This window comes from Dyadobacter sp. CY351 (genome assembly GCF_021502625.1).
Taxonomy (GTDB): Bacteria; Bacteroidota; Bacteroidia; order Cytophagales; family Spirosomataceae; genus Dyadobacter; species Dyadobacter chenhuakuii.
The window spans coordinates 437,601-464,247 of record NZ_JAKFFU010000003.1 but is presented as its reverse complement, the minus strand read 5'-3'; the positions used below and the strand labels follow the sequence as shown (position 1 = coordinate 464,247).

Genomic DNA, 26,647 nt, shown 5'->3' with positions numbered 1-26,647 from the left:
TTGATAATGCTATTAGGAAAAGCATTTTACCTTTAAAAGTTACCATCATTTCACGAAAAGACAAGCAGTCGTTGACATTTGCTGAGGTGCAAGCAGGGAAGGTTTACGAGCATTAGGTTTACAAGCGATTTTTATTCAGACTCCAAAAGCGCAACCGCTTCATGGTTACCCTGTTGCAAAGCCAGATCTGTAACCGATAGGCCCCTGGCGTCCAGAATATTTTTGTCCGCACCTCTCGCCAGAAGCAGCTTAACCAGGTCGTTTCTGCCAAACATCGCTGCGAACATCAAGGCAGTTCCACCGTTTCCGTGCTGCATGTTCAGATCGGCACCATTATCAATAAGCAATTCAGCAATCTCGGGATAACCCTTGAATGAAACGCCCATTAATGCAGTATTTCCGCCATAATCGAAGCCATTGACGTCGGCGCCAGCTTCCAGCAGCAGTTTAGCGGTCTCGTAGCGATTGTTGTAACATGCGATAATCAGCGGCGTATATCCTTTTTCGTCCTGGACATTTACATTAATCCCTCTTGACAGGATTTCTTCAACGACAGCATTGTCGCCCACGCGCGCAGCATGGATAAGAACATAATCCAGATTTACATTTTCGATAGTTCCCATTTATGATGCGTTTGCTTCCAGTTTGTTTTCAATTTCCTCTTTTGTGCCTGCTACAAAATGTTTTTCACCATTTTTCAGGACCAGAAGGCTGAACCGAAAATCGGCATCCGGAACAATTTCCTCGATGTCGGTGCTGTTAATCACAATTTCGCTGGAATATTCTTTTAAATTAAAACTGGCTTTACCCATCATAATCAGGTTTATTTAGAATGTCAAAGTTGGGTAAGGCAGGTCAAAAAAGCATGCCACTACGGGCGATCCTGGTTAGTTGTTGCCTTCGCCTCCTTTTTTGTCATCGTTACTGATCCGCTTTTTCTGACGTGGACCGCTGCTCATTTGACCGAATTCATATTTCAAATTGATGCGCCAGCCGCGTCTGTACATGGCCACATCCTGAATTTGTACAAAATTTGGCCCCACGAAATCGTTTCTCCATTTGATCTTTCTGTTAAACGGATTGTCGTAACCAAACCCGATTGTGCCCTTCTTTTTAAGGACTTCTTTTTGCAAAACCATATTATAAAAGCCGAATCCTCCATATTTCCCTTGCAGGTTAACCCGCGCAGAATTATAGAACCCAAAAAGCTGCGCCTTAATGCCTTTGCCAAAATCAATGCTCGAATTAAGGTTGATCCGATACATCCAATCCGCATTGCGCGCTTTAAGCTCTTCGCTTTCCAATACATTATAAAATACATTCAATGAGCCGTTTACGCTCCATTGCTTCAATATTTTCGTATTGGCGCTGAGATTCAAACCGTAAGCTGAGTTCTGAGCCACATTCTGGAAGATTTGGGTTAAAACGCCGCTTGTGTCCACCGAGCTGATGTTTTCAATAGCATTGTTAGTCTGGCGCAAAAAGAATGACGCGTTAAAGCTGGTTTGTTTAATGGAAACGCTGTAATTAGCTTCAATTGAGTGGGTTAGCTCAGGTTTAAGGTAAGGGTTTCCTCCATATTGATTTTTAGAATCAGCCTGATTCACATATGGATTGAGATAAAATAATTGTGGTCGCTGAATGCGTTGCGTATAGCTTAGCCGTAGCTGCTGGTCTTTTCTAACACTGCGAGATAAACTTACGCTGGGAATCAAATTGCCGTAATTGTTTGAAAACGAGGCTGTACCATTTAAAAAGTTGGCCTGGATAAAAGTGTGTTCATACCGCGCCCCCAGATTTATGCCCCAGCGCTTTTTCGGCGTCCGGGTGTACACAACGTAGGCGGATGTCACCTGCTGGGCATAGTCAAAAATATTCGCGAGCTGCGGCATGTCCCTGAAATCGGTCGAACCGTCGGATGCGCTGGAAATTCGGTAATCGCTCAGGATTTTGCGGAAAATTGTTTTAGAGCCCAACTCCAAGGTGCTGATGCTATCGATCGGGTTAGTGAAATCCAATTGAACGGTTCCTTCTTTGTTGTTGCTGATGTTATAACTTTTTTCGCGGTAATATACCGTTTGCTCGCGGTTAAGGAGGTTGGAAAAATAATCGCTGTCTTCACCTTCAAAGGAATACATCATGAGCAGCGTTATTTCCTTTTTAGGTTTTTTGAACAAACGCGTGTAATCGAGGTTCACTGTTGCCCCCGCCCAGTCGTAAGTGCGGCTCATATCCCGCTTAAAATATTGCCTTACCGCTCCCAGGCCGGTCTCCGTAAACTCGATATCGAAATTGTTGGTATTTATACCATTGTAATAATTAAGACCCGCACCAATCCTGTTCAGCGAATCCACGTCCCAATCGACATTGACCGTTGCATACGAATTCTTACCTTTTCCCGTGATCCGCTGGGGTTGATTTTGGTCGATAAGTGTGTCGCCATTGGTAAATGAGCGTCGCAGTTGCATGAAGCGCTTGTTTTTCCAATCATTGAAACCACCATTTGCCGAAATATTAACGGCCTTCATGCGGTGATTAATGCTCGCATTCTGCCAGTTGTTCCACTGTCCGAAGTTAGGGCTGATCGAACCGTTCGTGCCGCGCAGCGTATTTTTCTTGGTAATGATATTGATAATCCCCGCCGTGCCTTCCGCATCATACTTGGCTGACGGTGAAGTGATTACTTCCACCTGTTTAATGATATCCGCCGGGATTTGCTTCAATGCGTCCGAAACACTGCGCGCCACAATGCTCGACGGCTTGTTGTTGATCAGGACCTTAATGTTGGAACTGCCGCGCAACTGAACATTGCCTTCAATGTCCACCGCCACCGAAGGGATCTTTTTAAGCACATCCGTCGCATCGCCACCCTTGATGCTAATGTCTTTTTCAGCATTGTAAACCATGCGGTCCGCCTTTTCCTCAAAAAGCGCTTTCTGTTCGGTAACAGTCACTTCGCTCAGGTTCTGGACAGTTGGGGCCAGCTTAATGATGCCCATTTCAATGTCCTCGTCTCTCGCGATAATTTTTTCAACCGTTTTTGAAACATAACCCATCAGCGAAGCCTGAACAGCATATTCGCCTTTTTCCACTTTTTGAAAAACAAAGCGTCCTTTCGCATCAGCATTCACGCCCTGGACAATTTTGCCATTTTTAAGGAGCGCGATGGTAGCAAATTCAATTGGTTTTGAAGCAATTGAGTCCAGAAGCAATCCGGAGATCTTAATGTGCTGGGCAAATGTGAAGCAGATGCTGGCTGTAAACGCAGCAATAGTCAATAAAACTTTTCTCATGGCTAAGGTTTGGTCTCGTAGTACCGCAATGACGAGCCAACCCGGGAAACGTTGCAGATGTTTGTTTAAATTTTTGCGAGAGCCAAGGCTAAGCTATCCTCGGATTACTCGGAAGAATCCAGAAAGGAATTTTTGAATTGGAGCTTGTTGAAAGAGGGGATTCGATAATTTTACTTCATGCGCTGGAGTAAGAGCGCCTAATACTCAAATCCCGGAGGGATGCGATATTGGTAGAAAAGTGATGGTCCAGGTAGCTTTCAAATCCCGGAGGGATGTAACAACCTGCATGACGTTACATCCCTCCGGGATTTACACTAATTACGATCATATTGTTGCTACCGATATGATATCCCTCCGGGATTTACTTTGTCTACGATAATGTTATTGCTGCCGAAATCACATCCCTCCGGGATTTGTTATTGTCCATTCATTTTTGTCGTTGGCAGCTGACATTCCGATGGTCTCTGATGTTTTAGGTAATCCATTCTTCTAAGACAACTTCATTATAAAATTCCCAACCAACGCTTTAATGAACCAATGGAATATGTTTCCTTTAATGTGTCATTAATTATTTGTCAAAATGAAAATTAGAAGTTACGAGCTTTTTCAGGTTCCGCCGCGGTGGTTATTTCTTAAAATAGAGACGGATGAAGGCATTATTGGCTGGGGTGAGCCGGTGATCGAAGGGAAAGCGGCGACGGTGAAGGCGGCGGTGATTGAGCTGATGGATACGCTGATCGGAAAAGATCCGATGGACATTGAAGGGCATTGGAATACAATGTACAGAGGCGGTTTTTACCGGGGCGGACCCATATTGATGAGTGCAATTGCGGGCATCGACCAGGCACTTTGGGACATTAAAGGGAAATTCTATAATGCGCCTGTGCACCAGCTGCTTGGCGGGAAGTGCAGGGATAAAATCAAGGTGTATTCATGGATCGGTGGCGACCGGCCTTCGGACGTAGCGATTGCGGCAAAGTTGTCACTCGATAGCGGTTTCAAGGCCATTAAAATGAATGCAACCGACGAAATGCAATACATTGATTCTTACGAAAAGATCGACCTCGTTTTGCTTCGCGTTGCTTCGATCCGGGAAGCGGTGGGTTACGCTTTGGATATTGGTGTGGATTTTCATGGTCGTCTGCACAAGCCGATGGCAAAGGTTCTCGCCAAAGAATTGGAGCAATTCCGGCCGATGTTTATCGAAGAACCTGTGCTCCCGGAGAATAATGAGGCGCTGCGCGAAATTGCAAATCATACCTGCATTCCGATCGCAACCGGCGAGCGCATGTTCAGTCGCTGGCAGTTTAAAGAGTTGCTCACCAAGGGATATGCGGACATTATCCAGCCGGATTTGTCACACGCGGGAGGCATTACGGAATGTAAAAAAATCCTTTCCATGGCCGAGGCTTTTGATGTTGCAGCCGCACCGCATTGCCCACTCGGACCCATCGCGCTGGCTGCCTGTCTGCAAGTGGATGCAACCTGCCACAATGCATTTATCCAGGAACAAAGCCTGGGCATTCACTACAACCAGGGCAATGACCTGATGGATTACCTGGAAAACAAAACCGTTTTTACTTATGAAAATGGCTTCGTAAAAATTCCTTCCGGCCCGGGCTTAGGCATTGAGATCAATGAAGAACAGGTGCGGAGAATGGCAGCAGTAGGCCACAACTGGAAAAACCCGCTTTGGACCCATGAGGATGGCAGCGCTGCCGAATGGTAAAAGCTAAAAAGTTTCTTTGAGCGTATTCCCAAAAGATTATCAGCGCGTCTGCAACATGACAATCTTCCCATCCATCGTTGTCACCAGCACCGTCCGTTTGTCCACAGGTGTGATGCCGCTGATCAGTGCGTTGGAAACTTTGTGTTTCCAGATCGTTTCGCCGCTGCTCCGGTCAATGGCGCACACCATTCCGGAGTTGCTGGGGACGTACAGGATGTTGTTGGTTTCGACCAATGCGGTGGGGGAGATTTCGTAGGGTAATTTCAATTTCGCTTTCCAGCTCAGTTCCATGGAATCAGCTTTGGTGGAGACGCCGTAAATGTCGCCGTCCATGGTTTTGACAAACACGAGACTGCTGTCCGAGGAAAGTCCGATTGACTCCCGCACGCGAACGGTTGGAATTTGCTTGCGCCAGACTACATTGCCAGTAGCTACATTAAGTGCGGTCATGTAACGGTCGGGTGCTACAACGAATACGCGGTTACCGGAAGCGACGGGGTAAACGGCTGCTGGTGAGAACATTCTGTTTGCGGCACCGTTGTTCCACTTCCAGGCCAAAGCGCCTGTTTTCATGTCGAGGGCATAAAAATCATTGGCCCAGCAGCCGAAAAAGATCTTTCCCTGATAAATCAACGGCTTGGTAACCACGAATCCTTTTACATCTTTAAAATCCCAGACCAACTCACCGGTTTCCAGGTCTAATGCGCGGAAATGGCCGTCCGAACCGCCTGTAAACATCTTACCATCAGCAATCACAGGATTGGCGACGATTGGTTTTTCGGCAGTAAATTTCCATTTCAATTTGCCGTTTTTTACATCGACACAATAGACATTCTTATCACTGGAAGTCACGACTACACTCGAACCGGACGCGGCAGGCGTGGCGTAAATCTTGCCATTGGTTTTGTATTCCCAAATCTTCTTTCCCTTTTTATTTAAAGCAAACAGCACACCTTTTGTATCAGAGCATAAAATGACTTTTTTCTGCAAGGTCACACCGGAGCCTATATCGCTGTTGTCCTGGTAACTCCATAGCATTTCGACATTCTTAAACTGATCGTTCACTGCGTAAGTTGGCCTTGGGAATGTTTCAGTGCTTTTTGAAAATTGGTGATCCGTTAATGTTACTTCGTTCCATGCTGTCAGACTGTCGGAGAATGGCTTTTTAATTTCAAAAGATGCTTTTCCATTGCTTATGGTCACAATGTTGTAGCCGCCAATCTCTTCCTTTGCCCTGAGATTGGAACGGCCCATCACGCCCGGGATCTTTTCAAAATCCAATGCTTTATTACTATGCCCGTGGCCGCAGAGGATAAGCTGAACATTATTCCTTTTCAACCTGTCCAAGGCATCGTACCAGTTGTTGAGCGCGGAGTCCTGCGGGTAATGGTTGAGGTAAATAACCGGCATTTTCGGATCGGGCAGCTTGCTTAATGTGCTGTCGAGCCACACCAGATGCTCCCTTGGAACCTGGCCGGGACCCATCCGCATGTTAGGCCCCGACGCTGTTCCGAGAAATGCATAACCCTTGTGCTGAAAGTAAAAAGACTCAGCACCGAAAATGGTTTTAAAGCTATTACTCCCGCTTTCCGACCAGTTTGAATCGTGATTGCCGGGTATGACATGCCAGGGTTTTTGCAGACTATCCAATATCGCCTTGGCCAATGTCAGCTCGTCATCAGAGCCGAACTCCGTAATGTCTCCGGTCACAACTACGAAATCGAGCGATGGATTGGCATTAATGTCCTTCACCGTGCGCATGAGATCCTCAGCACCTGTGGAGCCGCCCACGTGTGTATCGCTGACGAAAGCGAATTTGAAATTTTCATTTTGTCCAAAACAAAACGGGGCAATCCAAAGCAGCAGGCAAAGTGCGAAGTATCTCATAATGCGATGATTATTCCCAGCCCGGATTTTGTGTCAGCTCAGAACCGGCATCCTGGTAAAGCTTGATCTGATCCAATGGGATAGGGGTCAGGTAAACTTTCGGGCTTTCAAATAAGCGTTGTGATTCGGGTTTAGAAGCGGGGATGATGTAGCCTTCCGCCGCACCTCCTTCGATGATGGCATCCGTGTTGGGATAGTCAGCTTTTTTGATCCAAGCACCGCGGTTAATGTCTGCATTGACTTTTGTGTCAGTATATTCCATCTTTTTCCAGCGGGTAAGGTCATTTAATCTGAAACCTTCCATCATCAGCTCCACACGACGCTCACGACGGATTTCCCATAATAGCGATGCGACTGTTTTGTCCCGTTTCGGGTCGTCATACACCTTTCCGTTGACAGCTGGTAAGCCTCCCAAAACTTGCAATGGCGGCAAAGCAACGCCTGGGCGGGCGCGCAGCGGATTTACCGACTGGTCCAGATCAGCCTGCACCATCGCGCCCAGTTCCGCAGCGGCTTCCGCATAATTTAGCAAAACCTCTCCATAGCGGATCACAGGGCCGTCTGTCTGGTTCAGCGAACCACTTCCTTCGGGCAACTCTTTGGTTTCTTCATTGAGAAATTTCCATGTTGCATAGCCGCTAGACGAAGCATTAGGCGCATATTTGCTTACGCGCAAGGCATCCACAAATGTTGATGTAAAGCGTGGATCACGATTTGTCATCACATTTTTAATGTTTTTGTCCCCTAAATACAAAGGCGAAACAGCGATAGGCAAACCATCCTTAGACAAATAACTTTCCACGGCACTTTTAGACGCGCCGGATTGCGGTTCTTTGTTGTTATAACTGTTCAAACTATGCGTAAGCTGCCCGGTCTCATATTTTCGATACAGGATCATTTCCTTCGAACCGGCCAGTGAAATGGATGTAAACAGGGATCGGTAATTCTCCGAAATGGTATAGCGACCGGATTGCATCACTTCATTAGCAGCCCATTTGGCCGCTTCCAGATACGTTTTTGCCCGTGCCTGATCAATGTTGTGATATTTCAGATAAGTCCCTTCAAACAAGAACACGCGGGACATGAAAGCCAGAACGACCGACTTATTAACCGTCAGACCTTTTTCGCCGTCATCGGCACGAACGTTGGCAGCGGCAAACTGAAAATCTTCCAAAACCTTGTCCATCACTTCGGTACGCGGCTGGCGTTTCTTGTAAAGTCCCGCAGCATCCTTTTCGTCCAGGGCCTTATCGTAAAATGGCACATCACCGTAAGTCCGCACGAGCTCGTGGTATTCCATCGCCCTGAAAAACCGTGCAATCCCCGACCAGTGCGCGATGGCCTCCTGCTCCATGGGAACAGTCTGGATGCGGTCCAGGAAAAGATTCGCTTTTCTGACCCAGGTAAAAGTCCAGGTTGTGGAAGTAGCGGGGACGTTTTTGATAAATTGCGTCGGACTTAGCGGGGCAAAATCATCATTTAATGTTTGTCCTGTAAAATATCTGCCGAATGTAAAGCCAGAGCCATAAGCAGGAAAATAGTTGGGATAAAAGCCCCAGGCAAAGGTTCTTACATTCTTTTCATTGGTCCAGTAACTGTCATCCGTGAGCGCGTCCTGCGGCTCGCGGGTGAGAAAATCCTCCTTACACCCCGTTATAACAAGCAGTGAAATGGAAAGGATGAGCAATATCTTTTTCATAATAACTGTGTTTTTGAATTAGAATGTTAGTTGAAGACCCATTGAAACGCTCCGGCGATAAGGATAAACGCGTCCGAATGTTGCGCGATCGATCGTAGAATTGCGGAAATCCACCTCGGGATCGATCGGGATATTGAGGTTATCAAACTCAAACAGGTTTTCGCCATTCACATAAATGCGCAGGTTTTGCATCTTGATTTTTTGCGTCAGACGTGCGGGCAACCGGTAACCAAAATTCACACTCTTCATTCTCAGGTAGGACATATCCAGCAGATATTTATCCTGGATCAGGAAGTTCTGCGTGTTGTTGGACTGCCCGGTGTTGGTAGGTCTTGGATAAAAAGCATCTTGCCGTTCCGGCGTCCAGTAGTCCATCTGATGCGCGTACATGGCATCATTAGGGTTATTTCCTGGAATAAAAATGGAGCCGGAAGCCCAGAGATCGCGCTTACCGACACCTTGCATGAAGATATTCAGGTCGAAGCCTTTCCAATCAGCGCCCAAGCGGATCCCGTACTGATAGCGTGGCGTGGAATTGCCGATCACTTTCAAATCACCATGATCGTCGAGGCTGCTGCTGCCGGTGAAAATCGTTCCGTCGCCGTTCAGGTCCTTATATTTTACGTCACCCGGGCCATAGAAGAATGTGCCAGCTTCGTGCTTGGTCTGGTTGGGGATGCCATCTTTAAGAATGTAGTGACCGGCTGCGTCGGTGATCAATGTACCGTCGGTATTTTGCTGGAAATCGTCGTTGCGGAAAAAGCGGTCTGTTTCATAACCCCAGATCTCACCCAGAATTTTGCCTCTGTAATTTCCGTTGACCAGATTCCCGTCGAACTTGGTAATTTTTTCTTTGAAATCAGACAATGATAAACCTACGCTGAAATTGAAACCGCTGGCCAGGCTTTGCCGCCAGTCGAGAGCGATTTCCCAGCCGGTTGTCTGCATTTGGCCATAATTTCTTCTCGGCGGCGTTGCCCCGAAGCTGCTGGGAAGCACGATGCCGCCCGTAATCATATCACTTGTCGTGCGTTGATACCAGTCGTATGTAACGGCAAGTCTGTTATTAAATAGGCTCGCGTCGAGACCGAGATCCAGCGTGCTGATCTTTTCCCAGGTGAGCGATGGCGGCACAAGCGAAGGCGTTGCCACGGTCACCATATTGCTTGTTCCGATCCACCAGTTGGAAGCGGAAGAGGCCATAGTCGGCCGGAATGTGGTGCTACCCACGTCCGTATTGCCCAGCGATCCCCACGATCCACGGATTTTCAGATTGTCGAGGACAGGTTTACTGAATGACATAAATGGCTCGGCAGTAAGCACATAGCCAGCTGAAACAGAGGGGAAAAATGCCCACTGGCTGTTGTTTGGGAAAAATGACGAACCGTCATACCGACCGTTTACTTCCAAGAGAATTTTGTCATTGAATGTATAGTTGACCCGGCCAAAATAACCTTGCGTAGCCCAATGTCCCCTGAAACCATCCACATATTGGTCGCCCGTCGCAAGCGGCAGTTCTCCATGCGTTTGATCCAGTAACCCGCGTCTTTCGGAAGATTGGCCCCATCTCTTGAACAAATCGAGATCCATCCCCGCCAGGAATTTGAGCGAATGCTTTTCTACATCTTTCGAATAAGTTGCAAATGCCTTGAAGGTGTGCATCTCATTCCAGTTTGAATTGTATTTAACACGGTCGTAAGTGGCGCTCGTATAATTTTCATATTTCAAAGGCACACCGTTCCACTGGTTCCAGGCCGTAACGCTTCCTCCGACTTCGCGCACGTGATCGTTGGTGTTAGAATAAGTGTAATTGGCGTCAACAGTCAGGTCTTTTGCCAGCTTAAACTGACCACCCACCGTTGCCCGGATGAAATTGGACGAATAATTAAGCATATTAGCCTGCTGAACCTCCGTAACCACATTCCTGAACGGCTTGCCTTCGTAAGTCCCATACGGGTAGACCGAATGCCACCGATACAGATAGTAAAGCGGGTCATAAGTCGTTCCGCCAAAAGAAAATGGACTTTCCGCAACATTCTTTGAGAGTAATAGCTTGGCATTCAGGCTAAACCATTTGTTCAGATCAGAATTAATGCTGAATGTGCCGCTGTAACGCTTGAAAAGGTCTGTTTTTTCTTTCAAAACACCTTCCTGGCCCATATAACCTAAGCTGACGTTATAGCTGGTTTTGTCATTTCCGCCTGTAAAGCCCAGATTATGATTGCTTTGCGGCGCCCACTTACGCATATACATATCGCCCGCGTCCCACGGCCGGTAAAAGTAAAGGCGACCATCCTTAATGTCGAAATCGCGGCCCAAGACCATTTCATTACCAAAATCCTGACCGCCGTATTGCGCTTCCCAATCCCGGATTTTCTGGATGCTTTCGTCTGTGAAATACATGCCCACCGTCCCGAATGTGGTGGCCGAAGGGTTGTTGCGTTTCGCAGCCAGCAATGCATATTCCGGGCCATCGGCTGCGGGAGCGAGTTTGGGCGTGTTTGTAGGTGTGCTTTGTGAAAAATTGGCGGAGTAGGAGATTTGATTGCGTGTATTTTTCTTTCCGGATTTTGAAGTGATCAAAACAACACCCCAGGCGGCCCGGCTTCCGTAAATAGAGGTCGATGCAGCATCTTTAAGCACAGAAATGGATTGAATGTCGTCTGGATTGACAAGCAGCAAGCTTTGTATCTCAACATTATCCAGCAAAATAAGCGGTTGCGCGCCGTTGCCCGCATTCAGCGAGCCAACCATTCCCCGGAGGCGGATCTGCGGGCTGCTGCCCAGATCGCCGGTCGTTGTCGTGATCGTCAGGCCCGGAACGGCACCCTGCAAGGCCCGGCCCACGTCTGTTACCGGTCTGGATTGCATGGTTTTATCCACGTCTACAGTGCTCACGGCGCCGGTTAAGTTGGCTTTTTTCTGCGTTCCATAGCCCACCACGACGACCTCACTCAGACTTTTTGTATCTTCTTTTAATGCGATCGTCAGACTTGTGTTATTGCCGACGGGCACTTCCCTGGTTTGAAAACCAATGTAAGAAAAAATCAAAACGTCTGATTCTGAGTCTACACTGATCTTGAAATTACCATTTTCGTCCGTTAAAGAACCTTCCGACGTTCCCTTTACGAGCACGCTAACGCCAGGTAACGGACTGTTTTCTGAATCCGTAACCTGACCTTTAATGACAATGTCCTTTTTTATATTTAAAGAAGACGCCTGACCCGTTATAAGTGGACGGTTTGACAGGCTTTCCATTGCTGCCGGCTGGTCTTTGGTTTTGAAAACCACAATGCTTTCATCCGTTTCCCTGAAAGAGTAGGGGGTTTCCGCCAAAACCGATTCCAGCACTTCTTTTACACTGGTTTCCTGGAAGTTACTGCTATGGACCTTTATCTTTCTGGCTTCTTTATTGTTGTAGGAAAAGTCGATCTGACTTGCCTTACTGATTTTTTCAATGGCTTTTTCGAGCGAAACGTCACTGAAACTGACCGTGACCTTCTTGCCCATGAGACGCTGGCTGTAACCATTTTCCGCCAGCAAAGTCCCCGCCGTAGTAATCAACACCCCAAACACGATCAATCCGGCCCTCATGACTCTGATTAGTTTAGTAGTTCTTCTTTTCATAAATTACCTAGGTTTAGTAAACACTTATTAAACACGGCAAAAGCCGGGGAATGGATCCGTCAAAATCAGCCCCCGGAATTGTATTTATTCTTTGCTGGGCCTGTTGGCGCAGGTCCAGCATTTCATGTTACTGACAGCCCTCTCCGCTTACGATCACCTCCTTTCCTTTTATTTCGTAGCGGATCCCCTGGATGTCACGCACAAGGTCCATCACACTTTCGAGGCTCTGATGGGTACTAAACCGAATGCTGTTCTCGCATTCTTTAAATTTTTGCCTATCAAAGTGAATGCTCACCTGATAGGCATTTTCCACAGCTAATATCAAATCTTCAAAGCGCACTGACTTTAATATCACATTCCCCGATTTCCAGTCGACCGATTCGGCCGCTTCCACCAGCATTTCTTTTTCATTTCCACTATTTTTGTCAAAAATCACTTCCTGGTCTTTTTCCAAAAGCGCCAGCGGTTCGGCACCCCGTGAAACGGCCACTTTTCCGCTCACCACAGTTACGATTTCGTGGGATAATTCTTTGTAGGCCTTCACCCGGAATGATGTCCCGAGCACCCTCGTGTCGAGGTGGGAGCTGTGAACTGTGAATGGCGCCGTTGTGTCCCTTTTAACCTGAAAAAAGCCTTCGCCTTCTTCAAGAAAGACTTCCCGTGTTTTCCCAAAGCTGGCCGGATATCGTAAAACGCTTGCTGCATTCAGCCACACCCGGGAACCGTCAGGCAGGATCACTTCACGGGTTCCGCCGGACGGAGCTGTGATGGTGATCATATTCCCGGGCGCTGAATTGTGAACAGTATAATTATAAATGCCTGCTGCTGAAACGATAAGGAAAGCCAGCGACGCCGCAATCGCATACCATTTGCGCCAAAATATATTACGGGTTTTGTCAAAATTTAATGTCTGGTCAATCCTGGCTTTAATGTGGTCTCCATCGGGTTGATGCTTATTTTCATCATCCGAAGGTCGTTCCAGTCCAAGGCTTTTATAGAGGTCGTCGATATCCATTGAGTACGATTTTTTGATGACCCTTTAATTTGGATCTCAATTGATGCTTACAATGACATGACGAATAGGAAATGCAGTGGTACTATGCCAAAAAAAAAATGTTAAAAAAATTTTTGCGATGTTGCTTTTTGTGCGTCGTTACATCCCTCGAGGGATTTCAAAAATTGCAATCAACCTGATGCGATCTACAAATATGTCATTCCTCAGGCATTTGCAGTCCTAAGTCGAAGCGCGACGTTACATTATTAGAAATGATTAGCAGCCACGGTGTCGCAAATGCCGGAGGCATGCAACAACATGCAATCCGCCAAAATTCAGAGATGCAGCTCTTTTAACCGGAGACGCCGGATCGCGTTACTGATCTGATTTTTGACAGTTTGCGGAGATAGGGAGAGTTTTTGCGCTATTTCAATCGTAGATAAATGCTCCTGACGGCTTAGTAAAAAGATCTTTTTCATATCCGAAGGCAGGTTTTCCACTTCGGCCATCAACTGCTTTTCAATGTCGTCGGATGCAACGGCATCGAAAAACTGGTTTTCGTTCGCTGAAGTTCGTTCTAAAATGTCTTGCTGCACTTGAAGTTGAAAAGCATTTTTCCGGCTTTGGTCAATGAGCCGGTTTTTCAGCATTGTATGGAAATAGCCTATGAATGTGCTGTGAATGGTAATCTCCTGTCGCTTGTTCCAGATATCTACAAACAAGTCGTGAACAAGGTCTTCTGCAAGTTGGGCATTATGCAGTTTTTTGAAACCAATATCATAAATAACCTTCCAGTAGCGGACATAAAGCTCATTGAAGGCATTCCTGTCATCCCCATCCTTCAACAGATTCATTAACGCTATGTCTGATAAATCCTTCAAGTTATTGTGGCGGATGATGACGAAGTAAGTATTCAGGAAAAGAGGCCTCTAACTTATATAAAATGATCGCATGTTACAAACTGTCTTTTACCGAAAATAAGTATTTTTATCGCATTCACTCACCTTCAACACTGGCTGTACGCCTGTCGGTACATTGCCTTTGAAAATCTTAGTTCAAGCATTTGTCTGAGCATGGCATAAGCAAGCGTGTCAGAAACACGCCCGTTATCCGTCAATAAGCAGCGAAGTTTTTATTCTGGAATTGTCAGTTCTTGCAGATATGAAGCGATTTGATCTGCTGCCTGATTGTGTCCATAACAGGTCCAGTGGTGGTCGTAAACGAAAGTCCAGTTGTCCTGTCCGTCGGAGTCGAGGGAGATTGTTTTAAACCCGGCAGCCTTCACCTCATTTTTTATTGCATCGGGAAGTTTGGGATGGAAGACAATAATTTTATCTCTCACATCATATTTTTGCTTTACAAATTCAAGAAGTGACTTTATAGAATTGGAGTGATCCGGTTGAACGGTTGGTTTGGCAGGGGCATGTTTTTCTCCCCCAAACTTAATCTGATTTAACGGAAACCGCTGAAACAGATAGTAGGCGAATTTAACGTTGTACAGTATCGTCTTCAACTTAGCTGACTTCATGATGCCTGGAATAACTTTCCTGTTACCAAGATCCACCTGGGTAATATCCGATTGAACAGCGATATCCCTGATGCTTTCTGTGAAGTCGGCAGCATTTACATATATCAAATGCATTTGGGGACTTAGCGAGTCCATGCTGGCTGCAATTTCCATGGCCTCAATAAAGGAGACACCAGACCGGCCAGCTTCAACGAAATTCATCTTAGGGACCCGGGATTTGAGAAGCACATCCTGATGGCAGTCACTGGGATTCATGAAATTCTCAATGAATGAATCCCCGATAACTGTCACAAGGTTATCGTAGCTTTTCGGTAATGTGCCTGTCCAGCCGAGTTCGTTCGTTGCCCAGCTATGATTTCCTCCTTTCCAACTGCCTTGTTGATGCGGATTATATCGCTGGATACCGTTGTCGTCTAAATATCTTTTAGGCACCTCACTTGTTAAATGGTAAGCCCTGACAATCGCTTCTCCTATGACAAACCCGCCCATAAGGAAAACAAAAAATTTCAATAGTAAAGTACCCATCTAAAACTGGAAATAAATGAATTGTTGCTGTTTTCCTGTGTAAACGAAGAGTGCAATAACCAAGCAATAATAGAATCCCCACTTAACCGTTTTTGGCCAGTTAAAACCGATTCGTGCGATGGCATAAGGATGCTCGCGACCTATCCATTCCACGATAATGAATGCTGCGATGAGGAGCAAAAGCTCTTTCCTGAGCAAGTCAGGAACTGTAAAAAGACTTTTGGAGAAGATTTTACCAATGTATTCAGCAGCATGGCGAATGTTCTCTGCCCGGAATAAAATCCACGCAAAGACGGTCAGGGAAAATGTTGCCAGCATACGGAGCAGATCGCTAACTGTGGGAAATAAACGTCCCTTCGCGACGATCTCAATATGCTCCCGATTGCTTTTTGAAATTAACAATGGAAGAAAATAAATGGCATTGAGTGCGCCCCAGGCCAGGAACGTCCAGTTGGCTCCATGCCAGAATCCACTGAGTAAAAATATGATAAAGGTGTTCCTGATCTTCAATAACAAGCTTCCCCGGCTTCCACCCAGCGGAAAATATACATAGTCCCTGAACCAGGAAGAAAGGGATATGTGCCAACGTCGCCAGAATTCTGCAATGTCCCTTGAAAAATAGGGATACGAGAAATTGCGCAGCAGTTCAATGCCCATAATCCGGGCGACGCCCAGAGCAATGTCGGAATAGCCTGAGAAATCACCATAAATCTGCATTGTGAAGAAGAATGCGCCTAAAAGTAATGTGCTTCCGGAGTGGTCTTCATGGTTATTGAAGGCGAGGTTGGCCAGCTCGGCGCAATTGTCGGCTATGACGATCTTTTTGAAAAGGCCCCAGAGAATCTGTCTTAGCCCATCGGTGGCCTGGGCATAGCTAAACACTCTTTTTCGCTGAATTTGGGGCAAAAGGTGGGTAGCCCTTTCTATGGGACCAGCAACAAGAAGCGGAAAGAAACTAACGAAAACGGCATAATCAATGAGGTCTTTTTCCGGCTTGATCTGATTTTTGTAGATATCAATGACATACGACAAACCATGAAAAGTGTAAAAGGAAATGCCGACTGGTAAGACGAGGTTCAAGGTTTGGGGATTGACCGACAGACCCAGCAAAGAAAGTCCGTCTGCAAATGATTCAATGAAGAAGTTGTAATACTTGAGTACGCCTAGCAAAGAAAGGTTTATGCCGATACTCAGGACGAGCCAGAATTTCCGCACACGCGGATCTGTCGCATTCCCCATTTTCAGGCCCGTGAAATAGTCGAGTGCAATAGAGAAAATTAGTAGGAATACGAATCGATAATCCCAGCAAGCATAAAAAAATAAGCTAGAAACTAAGAGAATAATGTTCTGCAGTCTTAGACTGTTTCGCGCAAGGATCCAGTAAAAAAATAGAACAACAGGAAAAAAGAGGGCAAAACTCAGAGAGTTAAAAAGCATTGCTCATACGGGTTATAGTGTGTTTAAAAACAGCGACTTACATGCTGCTATAAACAAAATGAAGTCGGTGTAGGGCGTAAATATAGCTATTCCATGATGATTTACAACATTCCAATGATTCAGCTCAATTTATTTTTTACAAGCACATAATATTGCCCGTTCAACTTGTCGTTTCCAGCTCAAACCTAAACCTTCACCCGAACATTCTCTGCTGCTTTTTCTGCGGTCAGTTTCACGCGTTGCTGCCGTGTTTCTGGCCTTTTAGCATCTGAGATCCAGGTTAAAATAAGGCGCTTGGCTGACGGTGGGAAAGCAAGGAAGTTTTTAAGCGCGACCTCATTTTGATCGAGTAATTCCTGCAAATCAGCTGGAATAACGTTGTTTTCCGCGTCCACGAGGGCGTCCCAGGTTCCTGTTTTTTTCGCGAGGTCAATGAGTGCCTGCCCTTTTGGTGTCATCAGCCCGGCTGCTGTTAACCGCTCGACACGTTCCTTGTTCACAGCGCTCCATTTGCCCGCTGCTTTTCGCGGCGTGTACATTTGGTATGTGCTCTCTTTGTCGCGCTTCACGGATTTGGAATCGATCCAGCCGAAACACAATGCTTCTTCAACAGACTCTGCATAGTATACGCTTGGGGTTTTACTCGATTTGTGATAAATGATAAGCCAAACGGATTGCGCCTTTTGACAATTTTTTTGCAGCCATTCACGCCACTCCTTTCTCGTAGGTGCGTAGAAGGCATTGATGTCATTTTTCGTTTCCTTGATAGGCAAATGGGCTTGATCAGACATTTTTCTACTCGTTTAACATTAACTATTATTTCCTTACAAAAATAAGAGCGGCCTGTGACAGCCTTATGTCAGGGTGTCATGTTATTTCAAGAATTCTGTAAATATTCTTGCGAACAACACGTTCCATATTTTATTATGATCATCCAATGCCTAAGACGACTAAATTAATGACTGTCAGCCAAACTTAGCCGTCTTAGTGATCACGAGTTACGAGATTGCTATGCGAATCGCTCTTTCCACAGGACTGTTTCCGCTGATATGCAGCTCATTTCGGGTCAGTAACGGCGGCTGCGCCATAAACTTCGGGTGCTGACCGCGATGCGGTTGAGCCGCATGGACGATAAATGGATGGCAGAGGTAAACCGTTCCCGCCTTACCCGTTGCCAGCACCTCGTCGCGGACCGGAAATTTATCCAACTCATTTGCCAGCTCCATAAATCCAAGGCCTTCTTCGCCTTTTGTGGACAGTAACCGGGCAACATCCATATGCGAACCAACACGGATGCGCGTAGGCGCATCATTCTGACCAACATCTGAATACAGGAAAAGCATCAGCAACGCGCGGCCTCTTGAATTCACATTGACCCGCCATTCGAAAAAGTTGGCCGGATCGCTGCCAGGAAAACTGGCGTCCACGTGCCAACCCGTGTCGCCCGGATCTTCATCAGATGGACAACGAACGGGAAAAGTGCCCATACTCATGCACGGGAGCCAATTACCGGCACCAACCAATTGATCAAAAGCGCGATGCAAAACCGGCGTGTTGGCGGATTGGACAAAGGGCTCCTGCGAATACATGCCCAGCCGCACCACCGCCTTCGTCCAGCTCGCCGGATCCTGCTGGTTAAAGCCCAGATCGGCCCACAAAATATCCCTGGCAGCCTTGGCTAACTCCTCAGAAAATGCATTGTTTATGCGGACAAAGCCTTTATTTATAAAATCATGAATTTGATTATCATCTAATATCTCTCCCATAACAATGTTTAAAATTGGATCAAAAAGCAGGACAAGCCGCCCGCATTCAGATCCGGTTTTTGGAAATTGTAAATGCACAATGAAATATTCCCTTCAAAAAAGGGAGCGCGCCGGGGTTGACGCTTGGAGAAATATCAGAGTGTTGGAGTCATCCTAATAACGACAAATCTAAAAATCTACGCGAAATTTCACAAGAAAAAATTGGTTGAAACTCAGGCATGATTTGTTTGACATTTCTATTAATCGACCAAATTAGATTTTAATAAAACATTTATGGAAGCTGATACGCAAGGGAAAAAGGCCATTATATTCGGAGCAAGCGGCTTCGTCGGCAATTATATATTGGAAGGACTTTTGAATGATCCCAACTACGACCAGGTAACCGTTGTTGTGCGCAAAAATTTAAATCTGTCCCATCCAAAGCTCGTAACATTGATAGGAGATTATCATTCTCTTCCCAGTCTGAAAGACCAGATCGTTGCAGACGAAGTATTTATTTCGCTCGGAACCACAAAAAAGAATACGCCGGACCAGAAAATCTATTATGAGGTCGATCACGATTACCCGGTACTGGCAACACAGATTGCGAAAGAAAAAGGAGCGAAATCCGTTTTTCTGGTATCAGCTGTCGGGCCGGATGCAGCTTCGAGCATTTTTTACGTCCGGACAAAAGGCGAGACGGAACGTGACGTCGTTGCCCAGGATCTGCTCCATACCCACATCTTCCGCCCGTCCATGATCATGGGAGACCGGCAGGAAAGTCGCCCAATGGAAAAAATATTCATCAAATTATTCTCCCTGCTCAACCCCCTCCTCATCGGCCCTGCCCAGAAATACAGAGGAATCAAAGCAAAAGACATCGCCAAAGCAATGCTATCAGCCGCCAAAAAACCTGCGGGAAAGGTGAAGGTTTATGAATGGAAAGAGATGAATGAATTGCTGTAATCTTTGCTGAGAAGAAGGTGGAGAGGTCGTCCGTATAACAGTGTTCGTGATCACTTTGACAAACAAAGAATCCATGCTGGAAGATGCGGTCAGCTACAAACATGCCAAATCCGCCTGTCTCTTCGTACGGGATTTTTTTCAATCCCAGCGGGATAAAATATTGGTAGCATGGCATTTCAACCCACAATGAATTAATCCCGGAGGGATGCAACGACTTGCAAGACGTTACATCCCTCCGGGATTAACAAAAGGATCTGTATTCTTTTCGCTACCAATATGGTATCCCTCCGGGATTTTCAGTTAACCAGCATCGCATCTCGCCAAGATCATTCAATCCCAGCGGGATAAAATATTGGTAGCATGGAATTACGACCCACAATGAATAAATCCCGGAGGGATGCAACGTCTTGCAAGACGTTGCATCCCTCCGGGATTAACAAAAGGATCTGTATTCTTTTTGCTACCGATATGATATCCCTCCGGGATTTATTTAAGGCTCTGGTTTTTTTTTGCTACCAATATGGTATCCCTCCGGGATTTTCAGGTAACCAGCATCGCATCTAGCCAAAATTATTCAATCCCAGCGGGATAAAATATTAGTAGCATGGCATTTCAACCCACAATGAAAAAATCCCGGAGGGATGCAACGACGGGTAAGACGTTGCATCCCTCCGGGATTACAAGAAGATTTGTATTTTTTTGCTACCGATATGGTATCCCTCCGGGATTTATAACAGGTCTGTGTTTTTTGCTAGTGATATGGTATCCCTCCGGGATTTTCAGGTAACCAACATTGCATCTTGCTAGCATCATTTCAGTTCCAGCAGCGTTTCGTGGCCGTTGATGGCTACCCAGGTGCCTTTTCTTTTGATGTAGACATCTGAATAGACGTTTTTTCCTTTGAGGATTTTTTCTTTGTCCCTTAATACGAAGCTGGTGTAAGCGGTTAGTAGGCCAACATTGTTGACGATTTGTAGATCCATGCTGTCGATGGCGACGTTGATGATCTGACGGTCTGGTGTCAGGAGGTCTTTGATGACGTCGTTTTTAGAGAGCTTTTTGCCGGTTTGTGAGATCATGATGAAATCGTCGGCTAAAATTTTGCTTACTGCGGCGGTGTCGCGTTTTGGGTATGATTGCAGCCATTGGGTGTTCAGCTGCTTGATGAGCGCGCTGTCGTCGCCCTGCGCAAAAACAGTTGTTGCGGAAAGCAGCGAAAGGCACAGGATGATGTTCAGGGATTTTTTCATTGTGGTTTTAAGTTGGTTTTAGCGAATGTAGCACATCTAAATGTGGCACATCTAAATGTAGCACATCTATCTGTATCTGCGCTGCCAAATTTTGTACCAGTTCTTATTCTTGGGATAATGCCGGTGCGCGGCGCGGTTGTTAACGAAGAGTGCAACCAGAAGCAAAACCAACACGCCGGTCAAAACGGGACTGAAAACGTATTTATATCCCAGACTCGTAATTTTTTCGGAACCAATGTTTGCGATCAACGCCGTAGCACCTCCCGGCGGGTGCAGAGTTTTGGTGATTTGCATAAAAACAATGGATAGCGAAACGGCAAATGCAGAGGCGAGCCATATCTGGTCAGGCATGATCTTGTGGACTGTGACGCCAACGATGGCGCAGATTAAATGTCCGCCGATCAGATTTCGCGGCTGTGCAAGTGGGCTATTGATAATGCCATAAATTAACACAGAAGATGCGCCGAAGGAGCCGATAAGGAACACATTGTCTGCTTGGGTGAACTGGCTGTTGTTGATATAACCAATGAGTGCAATGCCTAAGAACGACCCGACAAATGTCCAGAAATGATCATTGAAATCAATGAGGGTTTCTTTGTAAATCACATATCGCGCCATGCGGACATGCTTTCTGAATCGCTTTCTCAAATTTTACTGATTAATTGCTCCCTTAAAAATGCAAATATAACGCCTGGTTCGCGCATTCGTTTATGCTTTACCTGGTTGTATGCAGCGATAATTGGTTAAAAAAGCAAAGGGTCCCGAAGCCGGAACCCTTTGAAAGCACTATTTATGTTTAACTATTGAGATTTTATCCTTATTCCGGAATGGAAGTCAGTGCAGGAACATTGTTCTGAAAACCATTGTAACCTTTGTTCTGGTTGATCCGTCCCTGGACATTACCATCGATAGCAGACTGCGGCACAGGCCATAGCACGTGATACGGGCTCATGGTGTATTCATCTGCGTGGCGTGTTTTCACCCCTTTGTTGTAAAAATCACTTTTCTCCATGACGCGGTCATAGTAATAGTTGTTGTCGGAGAAGCTTTCCATGTTGTAGGTCTTGCCGTTCGGTGCGGGTTTCCCGGTCATGGCGAAAATGTAGGCTACGCGGGTCAGTTCGGTCTTACGCGGTTCTTCGAAATACAATTCGCGCGCACGCTCATCCAGGATAGTGCCAATGTTGATTTTCGCTGGTGCAAGCGGGCTGCAATTGGCACGCGTGCGTACGGCATTCACATCTGCTGCTGCCTTTACCAAATCACCTTTCCAGGCATAGGCTTCTGCCCTTAGCAAGTAAGTTTCTGCCAGGCGGAAAACGTACCAGTCAGTATTACCACCTTGTGGCTGAATGCGTTGCGGATCTTCGACGAACAATTTATAATTCGGCCAGTCGAACCAGCAGCGGATCGTGTCAATGGTTAGCACCGCACCAGATGCATTGCGGAACTGCAGGTTTTTGCCATAAAAAGGATCATTAGCCTTGATAGCCGGGTTATTGTAAATGATGTCTTCCATACGCGTCCAGTTTCCCGGCGCGTGGCGCAAATCTTTTTTATCATCCCAAACACCGTCCTGCGAATAATAAGTAGGACGCACACGTCCGATCCCGCGACCAATTGTCGTGATCTGGTCGATTTCGATGCCATACGTGTCAATGGTGCCCCGGTTACCAGCCGGTGTATTAATGTTATTATGCCAAAACGGAACGGTGTTACGCATGATCTGAATGCCATCCGGTACATTTCCATCCATGTTAATGCGGTCAATTACAAGCATTAAGCCTTCGGTATTGGCGCCTAAGGCCTTGTTCGCGGGGCGGTGCAGATCCCAGATCACATTGCGGTTTGCTTTGCTCGCGTCCACTCCAAAACGGCTGGTCATCAGCTTGTGCGTGCCCCCGTCGATCACGTTACTGGCGGACTTGATGGCATCGTCAAACAAGCCCAATGCCAGGTTGATCTTGGTCAGCAAATGGCTTACGGAACCTCTGTTAACCGATCCTTTGTCGGTTACGACCGGAACCCATTTTTCGGCAAATTCCAGATCTTCCTTCATTTTCTTCAAAATCACTTCCCGCTTCGTCGATTGGAAGTCGAGCTTAGGACCAATGACTTCGTCCAGAATCAATGGCACATCACCAAACTGCTGGGTAAGCCGGTAGTAGCGTGCGGCGCGGTGGAAATATGCGGCACCAAGAATCTCATTTTTCTCCTGTTCGCTCTTATAAGTGGGCTGATCAATGCGGGATATGGCCACATTTGCATATTTGATCCCCTTAAAGCCTTCAATCCAGTACCAGCCGATACGGTTGTAGTCAATATGGTTGAGCTGCGCATCGGGGGTGATCAGCAGGTTCAGGTTTTGAGCCGGGCCCGATTTATCCGTTGTTCCTTCTACGGCAATGTCGGAAAACACAGCTTCGGTCACCATCGGAGGCGCATCACCATACCATTCCAGGCGCATATTCCGCTCGCAGGCAACCAATGTTGCGCGTAAGCCAGCCGGATCATTAAATGTAATGTCGGGATTGTAAAAAGATAGCGGCTCGGGTGCAAGCCAGTCTTTTTGGCAGGCGACCATTGTCATGCAGCCGGCAATCAGCGCAGGTGCAAATATTTGTTTTGATCTGTTATATATCGTTTTCATTTCGTCAATTTTTGGAAGAGAATATTACAGGGTTATATCCAGACCCAATGTGAAAATGCGCGGACTCGGTACGGAAATGTCGAGGTTCGTGTTCTTGTCGTTATCCGTTCCGTTTTCCGGATCCCAGAAACTCCAGCTCGATAAGTAACCCAGGTTACGCACGTTGCCATAGATGCGCAGGTTCTGAATGTTGACCTTCTGCACAATGTTCTTCGGGATCGTATAAGCCAGTGCTAAGCTTTCAAAACGGAGGAATGATTTGCTGCGGTAAACGGCGTAACCGGTTGCCGATCCTTCGCTTGAATACAGGCGTGCCCATTCGTTATTGCGGTTTTCAGCGGTCCAGTAAGGGAATACATACGAGCTCGAACGGTCAGGGAATCCGGGACGGTTCTTCATTTGATTGAACTCGCCTTTTTGTCCCAGATATGAATACATCATAAATGAGGCATCGAAGTTTTTGAAGAGTTTGAACTCGTTACGGAATGTTAGCCTAACCCTTGGGGATTTGTAACCCTGGAAAACCTTGTCATCATTGGTATATTTTCCATCATTATTTACATCCAGTATCTTGTGGTCTCCTGGTTTAACCCCGTATTTGGCAGCCGCATCCGCTTCTTCGGTTTGCCATACACCCAGCACTTTGTAGTTCCAAAGCTCGTCCACCGCATGGCCGATAAACCATTTGTTAGTGATATCGTCGGCTTCTTTTTGTCCCGTTACATTTCCTGAGGCATCTTTCACATCAACCATATTTCCATACAGCTTGGCGATCTTGTTGCGGTTCATCTGAACATTCAGTGTGGAGCGCCATGAGAAGTTTTCGCGCTTCATATTGTTCGAATTCAAGCTCAGTTCCAATCCTTTATTATCCACTTGCCCTAAGTTGTCCAGTACAAAATCGAAACCCAGCACATTGGGAAGCGCTCTTTTTACGAGCAGATCTTTGGTTGAGGATTTGTAAAGTTCCAGGCTACCGTCAATGATGGTGTTAAACAGCGCAAAATCGAGACCCAGATTGAGTGAGTTGGTGCGCTCCCATTTCAGGTTAGGGTTTTGCATCCGGTCTACATAAAGCTGGCTCACCTGAACCACCGTCCCGCCTGAGTTTACGTGCAGATATTTGCCTGTCGCCAGGTTGGATAATGCATCGTAACGTCCGATGTCCCTGTTCCCGTTGCTTCCGTAGGAGACACGTAACTTACCATAATTCAGCCAGCTCACTTTAAAGAAGGGCTCATCCGTAAACACCCAGCCCAATGCGGCCGAGGAGAAAAGTGCTCTCGGATTTTTTTGTCCGAATGCTGAGTAACCGTCCCTTCTGGTTGAAAGCGTCACCATGTAACGGTCTTTAAACGAATAGAATAAACGCGCCATTAACGCATCCGCAGTGCTGGTTTCATCATTGCTCCACATGATAGGCGCACTACCGCCGCCAATGTTGTGGTAACCCAAAATGTCCGTTGGTGCAAAGCCCTTGTTCGATGTGCTGTCGTCCCACCTTCTGAAACGTTCAGCATTGGCTAGCAGCGTTACATCGATGTTGTGCTTTTCGGCAATGGTCTTGTTCCATTTCAGGATGTTGTCGATTTGCCAGTTGATGGTTTTCGTGTTCCGGCGTGAAGCGCGGCCACCCTCTGCTGCCCATTCCGCGTGCTTGGAAGACTCCGCATTATAGCGGTGATAAAATTCAAATCTCGGTGTAAAATTCGCCTGATAAGTAATGCCGAATGGCAGGCCGACTTTCGCAAAAATTACATTGTTAATGGTGGTAGAACCTTTGTCGCGGTCGGTGAAGCTGGGGGCGTAGTAGGGGTGGTTTCCTCCGCTGGCCTCCTCATTGGGCCGCCATTTGTAAGTGCCGTCCGGATTAAACTCCGATCCCCACGGTGAGAGGTTGGGAGCGAGGTTATAGTCAACAGGAACCTGGCTTTCGTCCCGGTCTGCAAACTGAGTGTTGATCCCGACGGTCAGAAATTTGTTCACTTTTCCTTCCAGGTTGATCCTGGCGCGGATCGTGCTGTACTTATCGCCTACAACAATCCCTTCATTATTAAGGTAACCCAATGACATATAGTAGGATACCTTGTCATTTTTACCCGAAAGACTGATGGTATGATCCTGGCGCAAGGCTTTTTGATAGATCTTGTTATACCAGTCCACGCTGCGGCCTTCTTTGTAATTTTTTATTTCAACAGATTGTAAACCAAGTCGTTGCAGCCAGATGGTTTCCGGGTCACCGGCAGATCCGTCAAATGCGAGCCATTGGTCCACTGTTACACCTGCGGGCAGGTTGTTGGGATTTGTAAAACGGCTTGGCTGAGCGGCTGCATTAATGTTACGCATCACCTCGCCGCGCCAAGTGAGAAAACCGTCCGGACTCAGTACTTCTTGATTTTGAGCGACTTCGGCGAAACCAATGTTGGTGTTTACATTGATGATCGTTTTACCTTCTTTTCCTTTTTTGGTAGTGACCAGAATCACACCACTGGCTGCTTTTGCACCAAAAACAGCAGCCGAGCTGGCGTCCTTTAAAACGTCAACTGTCTCAATGTCATTAGGGTTAATGTCTTCCAGACCACCATAATAGATCGCTCCGTCCAGAACGACGAGCGGTGACGATCCCGCAGTCAGGGAGTTGGCACCACGCACACCCACATTACCACCGCCTTTTGCAGATGCCGAAAACCCAACGTTCATCCCAGGAATATTTCCTCTCAGAACATCCTGTACAGACTGCGGATTTTCGTTTTCAAGCTTCGTGGCGCTGATCTGGGAAACGGCGCCGGTAAGGTCGCGTTTCTTTTGTGTTCCGTAACCAACCACGACCACTTCTTCGAGGGTTTTCTGATCAGTTGATAAGGTAATGTCTACCACGCTGGCTGTTCCCACTTCTTTTTCCTGTGTGAGATAACCAACGGCGGAAAACACGAGTACGGAGCTGTTCGCAGGCACATTGATCTGGTACTTGCCGTCAACGTCGGTGGTAGTGCCGTTTGTTGTGCCTTTAACCACAACGGTCACACCCGGGATGGGCGAGTTGTCTTCTTTTGACAAAATCCTCCCGGAAATTGCCTTGTCGATGGTGTGATGGGAACCGACTTTCCGGTTTTTAGGCACATTGTTGGCCATTACAGGGGGCAGTAGCAGCGCTAGCAGCATACTTCCCGTCATCACAGGTCGAAGGAATACTGTATATCCTTTTCTCATTTGTTTGGGTTAGGAAATGTTTCACATTAGCTCGCATTCAGCTTCGCTATATCAATATTTCCAGACGAAATGCTACATTTCTACCCTTACATTCAAAGTTAACTAAG

Annotated in this window: 18 protein-coding genes; 2 read left to right on the top strand and 16 right to left on the bottom strand. The window is 46.6% G+C overall.

Annotated elements, in window-relative coordinates; all coding sequences use genetic code 11:
• Window positions 1-131 precede the first annotated feature (131 nt).
• From L0660_RS07495 to L0660_RS07485, 3 genes are all read right to left on the bottom strand, one after another.
• Window positions 132-623: an ankyrin repeat domain-containing protein gene (locus tag L0660_RS07495; protein WP_235158928.1), complete on the bottom strand. Its 492-nt coding sequence runs from the start codon at window positions 621-623 to the stop codon at window positions 132-134.
• Window positions 624-815 carry a hypothetical protein gene (locus L0660_RS07490; protein WP_235158927.1) on the bottom strand — a complete coding sequence of 64 codons (192 nt, stop codon included), beginning with the start codon at window positions 813-815 and terminating at the stop codon, window positions 624-626.
• 72 nt (window positions 816-887) lie between these two features.
• A complete protein-coding gene (locus L0660_RS07485; RefSeq protein ID WP_235158926.1) occupies window positions 888-3,293 on the bottom strand; it encodes an outer membrane beta-barrel family protein in 2,406 nt (801 codons plus the stop codon).
• 580 nt (window positions 3,294-3,873) lie between these two features.
• Between L0660_RS07485 and dgoD the strand changes: the two genes are divergently transcribed.
• Window positions 3,874-5,022, top strand: a complete 1,149-nt coding sequence (gene dgoD, locus L0660_RS07480) for a galactonate dehydratase (protein WP_235158925.1) — start codon at window positions 3,874-3,876, stop codon at window positions 5,020-5,022.
• Between the two features lie 39 nt (window positions 5,023-5,061).
• On the opposite strand, the gene L0660_RS07475 is transcribed toward dgoD, so the two are convergent.
• The 9 genes from L0660_RS07475 to L0660_RS07435 form a co-directional block, all read right to left on the bottom strand.
• The gene (locus tag L0660_RS07475; RefSeq protein WP_235158924.1) at window positions 5,062-6,909 is read right to left on the bottom strand and encodes a PQQ-binding-like beta-propeller repeat protein; all 1,848 of its coding nucleotides are present in this window, start codon (window positions 6,907-6,909) and stop codon (window positions 5,062-5,064) included.
• A 10-nt stretch (window positions 6,910-6,919) separates the two neighbouring features.
• Window positions 6,920-8,608: a RagB/SusD family nutrient uptake outer membrane protein gene (locus L0660_RS07470; RefSeq protein ID WP_235158923.1), complete on the bottom strand. Its 1,689-nt coding sequence runs from the start codon at window positions 8,606-8,608 to the stop codon at window positions 6,920-6,922.
• Window positions 8,609-8,626: 18 nt separating this feature from the next.
• Entirely contained in the window at window positions 8,627-12,235 is a 3,609-nt protein-coding gene (locus L0660_RS07465) for a TonB-dependent receptor (protein ID WP_235158922.1), read from the bottom strand.
• 127 nt (window positions 12,236-12,362) lie between these two features.
• A complete protein-coding gene (locus L0660_RS07460; protein ID WP_235158921.1) occupies window positions 12,363-13,250 on the bottom strand; it encodes a FecR family protein in 888 nt (295 codons plus the stop codon).
• Window positions 13,251-13,564: 314 nt separating this feature from the next.
• Complete coding sequence (locus L0660_RS07455) at window positions 13,565-14,083, bottom strand: sigma-70 family RNA polymerase sigma factor (RefSeq protein WP_235158920.1); 519 nt, start codon at window positions 14,081-14,083, stop codon at window positions 13,565-13,567.
• Window positions 14,084-14,361: 278 nt separating this feature from the next.
• Entirely contained in the window at window positions 14,362-15,282 is a 921-nt protein-coding gene (locus tag L0660_RS07450; RefSeq protein WP_235158919.1) for a hypothetical protein, read from the bottom strand.
• Entirely contained in the window at window positions 15,283-16,521 is a 1,239-nt protein-coding gene (locus tag L0660_RS07445) for an MBOAT family O-acyltransferase (protein ID WP_310589627.1), read from the bottom strand.
• A gap of 383 nt (window positions 16,522-16,904) precedes the next feature.
• A complete protein-coding gene (locus tag L0660_RS07440) occupies window positions 16,905-17,510 on the bottom strand; it encodes a YdeI family protein (RefSeq protein WP_235158917.1) in 606 nt (201 codons plus the stop codon).
• A gap of 207 nt (window positions 17,511-17,717) precedes the next feature.
• Complete coding sequence (locus L0660_RS07435; RefSeq protein ID WP_235158916.1) at window positions 17,718-18,485, bottom strand: phytanoyl-CoA dioxygenase family protein; 768 nt, start codon at window positions 18,483-18,485, stop codon at window positions 17,718-17,720.
• Window positions 18,486-18,758: 273 nt separating this feature from the next.
• On the opposite strand from L0660_RS07435, the gene L0660_RS07430 reads away from it, so the two are divergent.
• Complete coding sequence (locus L0660_RS07430) at window positions 18,759-19,430, top strand: oxidoreductase (RefSeq protein ID WP_235158915.1); 672 nt, start codon at window positions 18,759-18,761, stop codon at window positions 19,428-19,430.
• A gap of 809 nt (window positions 19,431-20,239) precedes the next feature.
• Here the strand turns inward: L0660_RS07430 and L0660_RS07425 are convergent.
• The 4 genes from L0660_RS07425 to L0660_RS07410 form a co-directional block, all read right to left on the bottom strand.
• On the bottom strand, window positions 20,240-20,680 hold the full coding sequence (locus tag L0660_RS07425) for a nuclear transport factor 2 family protein (RefSeq protein WP_235158914.1): 441 nt from the start codon (window positions 20,678-20,680) through the stop codon (window positions 20,240-20,242).
• Window positions 20,681-20,746: 66 nt separating this feature from the next.
• Complete coding sequence (locus L0660_RS07420) at window positions 20,747-21,298, bottom strand: HPP family protein (RefSeq protein ID WP_233798829.1); 552 nt, start codon at window positions 21,296-21,298, stop codon at window positions 20,747-20,749.
• A gap of 199 nt (window positions 21,299-21,497) precedes the next feature.
• The gene (locus tag L0660_RS07415; RefSeq protein ID WP_235158913.1) at window positions 21,498-23,330 is read right to left on the bottom strand and encodes a RagB/SusD family nutrient uptake outer membrane protein; all 1,833 of its coding nucleotides are present in this window, start codon (window positions 23,328-23,330) and stop codon (window positions 21,498-21,500) included.
• 24 nt (window positions 23,331-23,354) lie between these two features.
• Window positions 23,355-26,540 (bottom strand): SusC/RagA family TonB-linked outer membrane protein, encoded by a 3,186-nt coding sequence (locus tag L0660_RS07410; RefSeq protein WP_235158912.1) that lies wholly within the window; start codon window positions 26,538-26,540, stop codon window positions 23,355-23,357.
• Window positions 26,541-26,647 lie beyond the last annotated feature (107 nt).

Coding starts and splice junctions, on each gene's coding strand:
- L0660_RS07495 (WP_235158928.1), bottom strand. CDS start 623: ATGGGAACTATCGAAAATGTAAATCTGGATTATGTTCTTATCCATGCT.
- L0660_RS07490 (WP_235158927.1), bottom strand. CDS start 815: ATGATGGGTAAAGCCAGTTTTAATTTAAAAGAATATTCCAGCGAAATT.
- L0660_RS07485 (WP_235158926.1), bottom strand. CDS start 3,293: ATGAGAAAAGTTTTATTGACTATTGCTGCGTTTACAGCCAGCATCTGC.
- dgoD (WP_235158925.1), top strand. CDS start 3,874: ATGAAAATTAGAAGTTACGAGCTTTTTCAGGTTCCGCCGCGGTGGTTA.
- L0660_RS07475 (WP_235158924.1), bottom strand. CDS start 6,909: ATGAGATACTTCGCACTTTGCCTGCTGCTTTGGATTGCCCCGTTTTGT.
- L0660_RS07470 (WP_235158923.1), bottom strand. CDS start 8,608: ATGAAAAAGATATTGCTCATCCTTTCCATTTCACTGCTTGTTATAACG.
- L0660_RS07465 (WP_235158922.1), bottom strand. CDS start 12,235: ATGAAAAGAAGAACTACTAAACTAATCAGAGTCATGAGGGCCGGATTG.
- L0660_RS07460 (WP_235158921.1), bottom strand. CDS start 13,250: ATGGATATCGACGACCTCTATAAAAGCCTTGGACTGGAACGACCTTCG.
- L0660_RS07455 (WP_235158920.1), bottom strand. CDS start 14,083: ATGAATCTGTTGAAGGATGGGGATGACAGGAATGCCTTCAATGAGCTT.
- L0660_RS07450 (WP_235158919.1), bottom strand. CDS start 15,282: ATGGGTACTTTACTATTGAAATTTTTTGTTTTCCTTATGGGCGGGTTT.
- L0660_RS07445 (WP_310589627.1), bottom strand. CDS start 16,521: ATGGGGAATGCGACAGATCCGCGTGTGCGGAAATTCTGGCTCGTCCTG.
- L0660_RS07440 (WP_235158917.1), bottom strand. CDS start 17,510: ATGTCTGATCAAGCCCATTTGCCTATCAAGGAAACGAAAAATGACATC.
- L0660_RS07435 (WP_235158916.1), bottom strand. CDS start 18,485: ATGGGAGAGATATTAGATGATAATCAAATTCATGATTTTATAAATAAA.
- L0660_RS07430 (WP_235158915.1), top strand. CDS start 18,759: ATGGAAGCTGATACGCAAGGGAAAAAGGCCATTATATTCGGAGCAAGC.
- L0660_RS07425 (WP_235158914.1), bottom strand. CDS start 20,680: ATGAAAAAATCCCTGAACATCATCCTGTGCCTTTCGCTGCTTTCCGCA.
- L0660_RS07420 (WP_233798829.1), bottom strand. CDS start 21,298: ATGGCGCGATATGTGATTTACAAAGAAACCCTCATTGATTTCAATGAT.
- L0660_RS07415 (WP_235158913.1), bottom strand. CDS start 23,330: ATGAAAACGATATATAACAGATCAAAACAAATATTTGCACCTGCGCTG.
- L0660_RS07410 (WP_235158912.1), bottom strand. CDS start 26,540: ATGAGAAAAGGATATACAGTATTCCTTCGACCTGTGATGACGGGAAGT.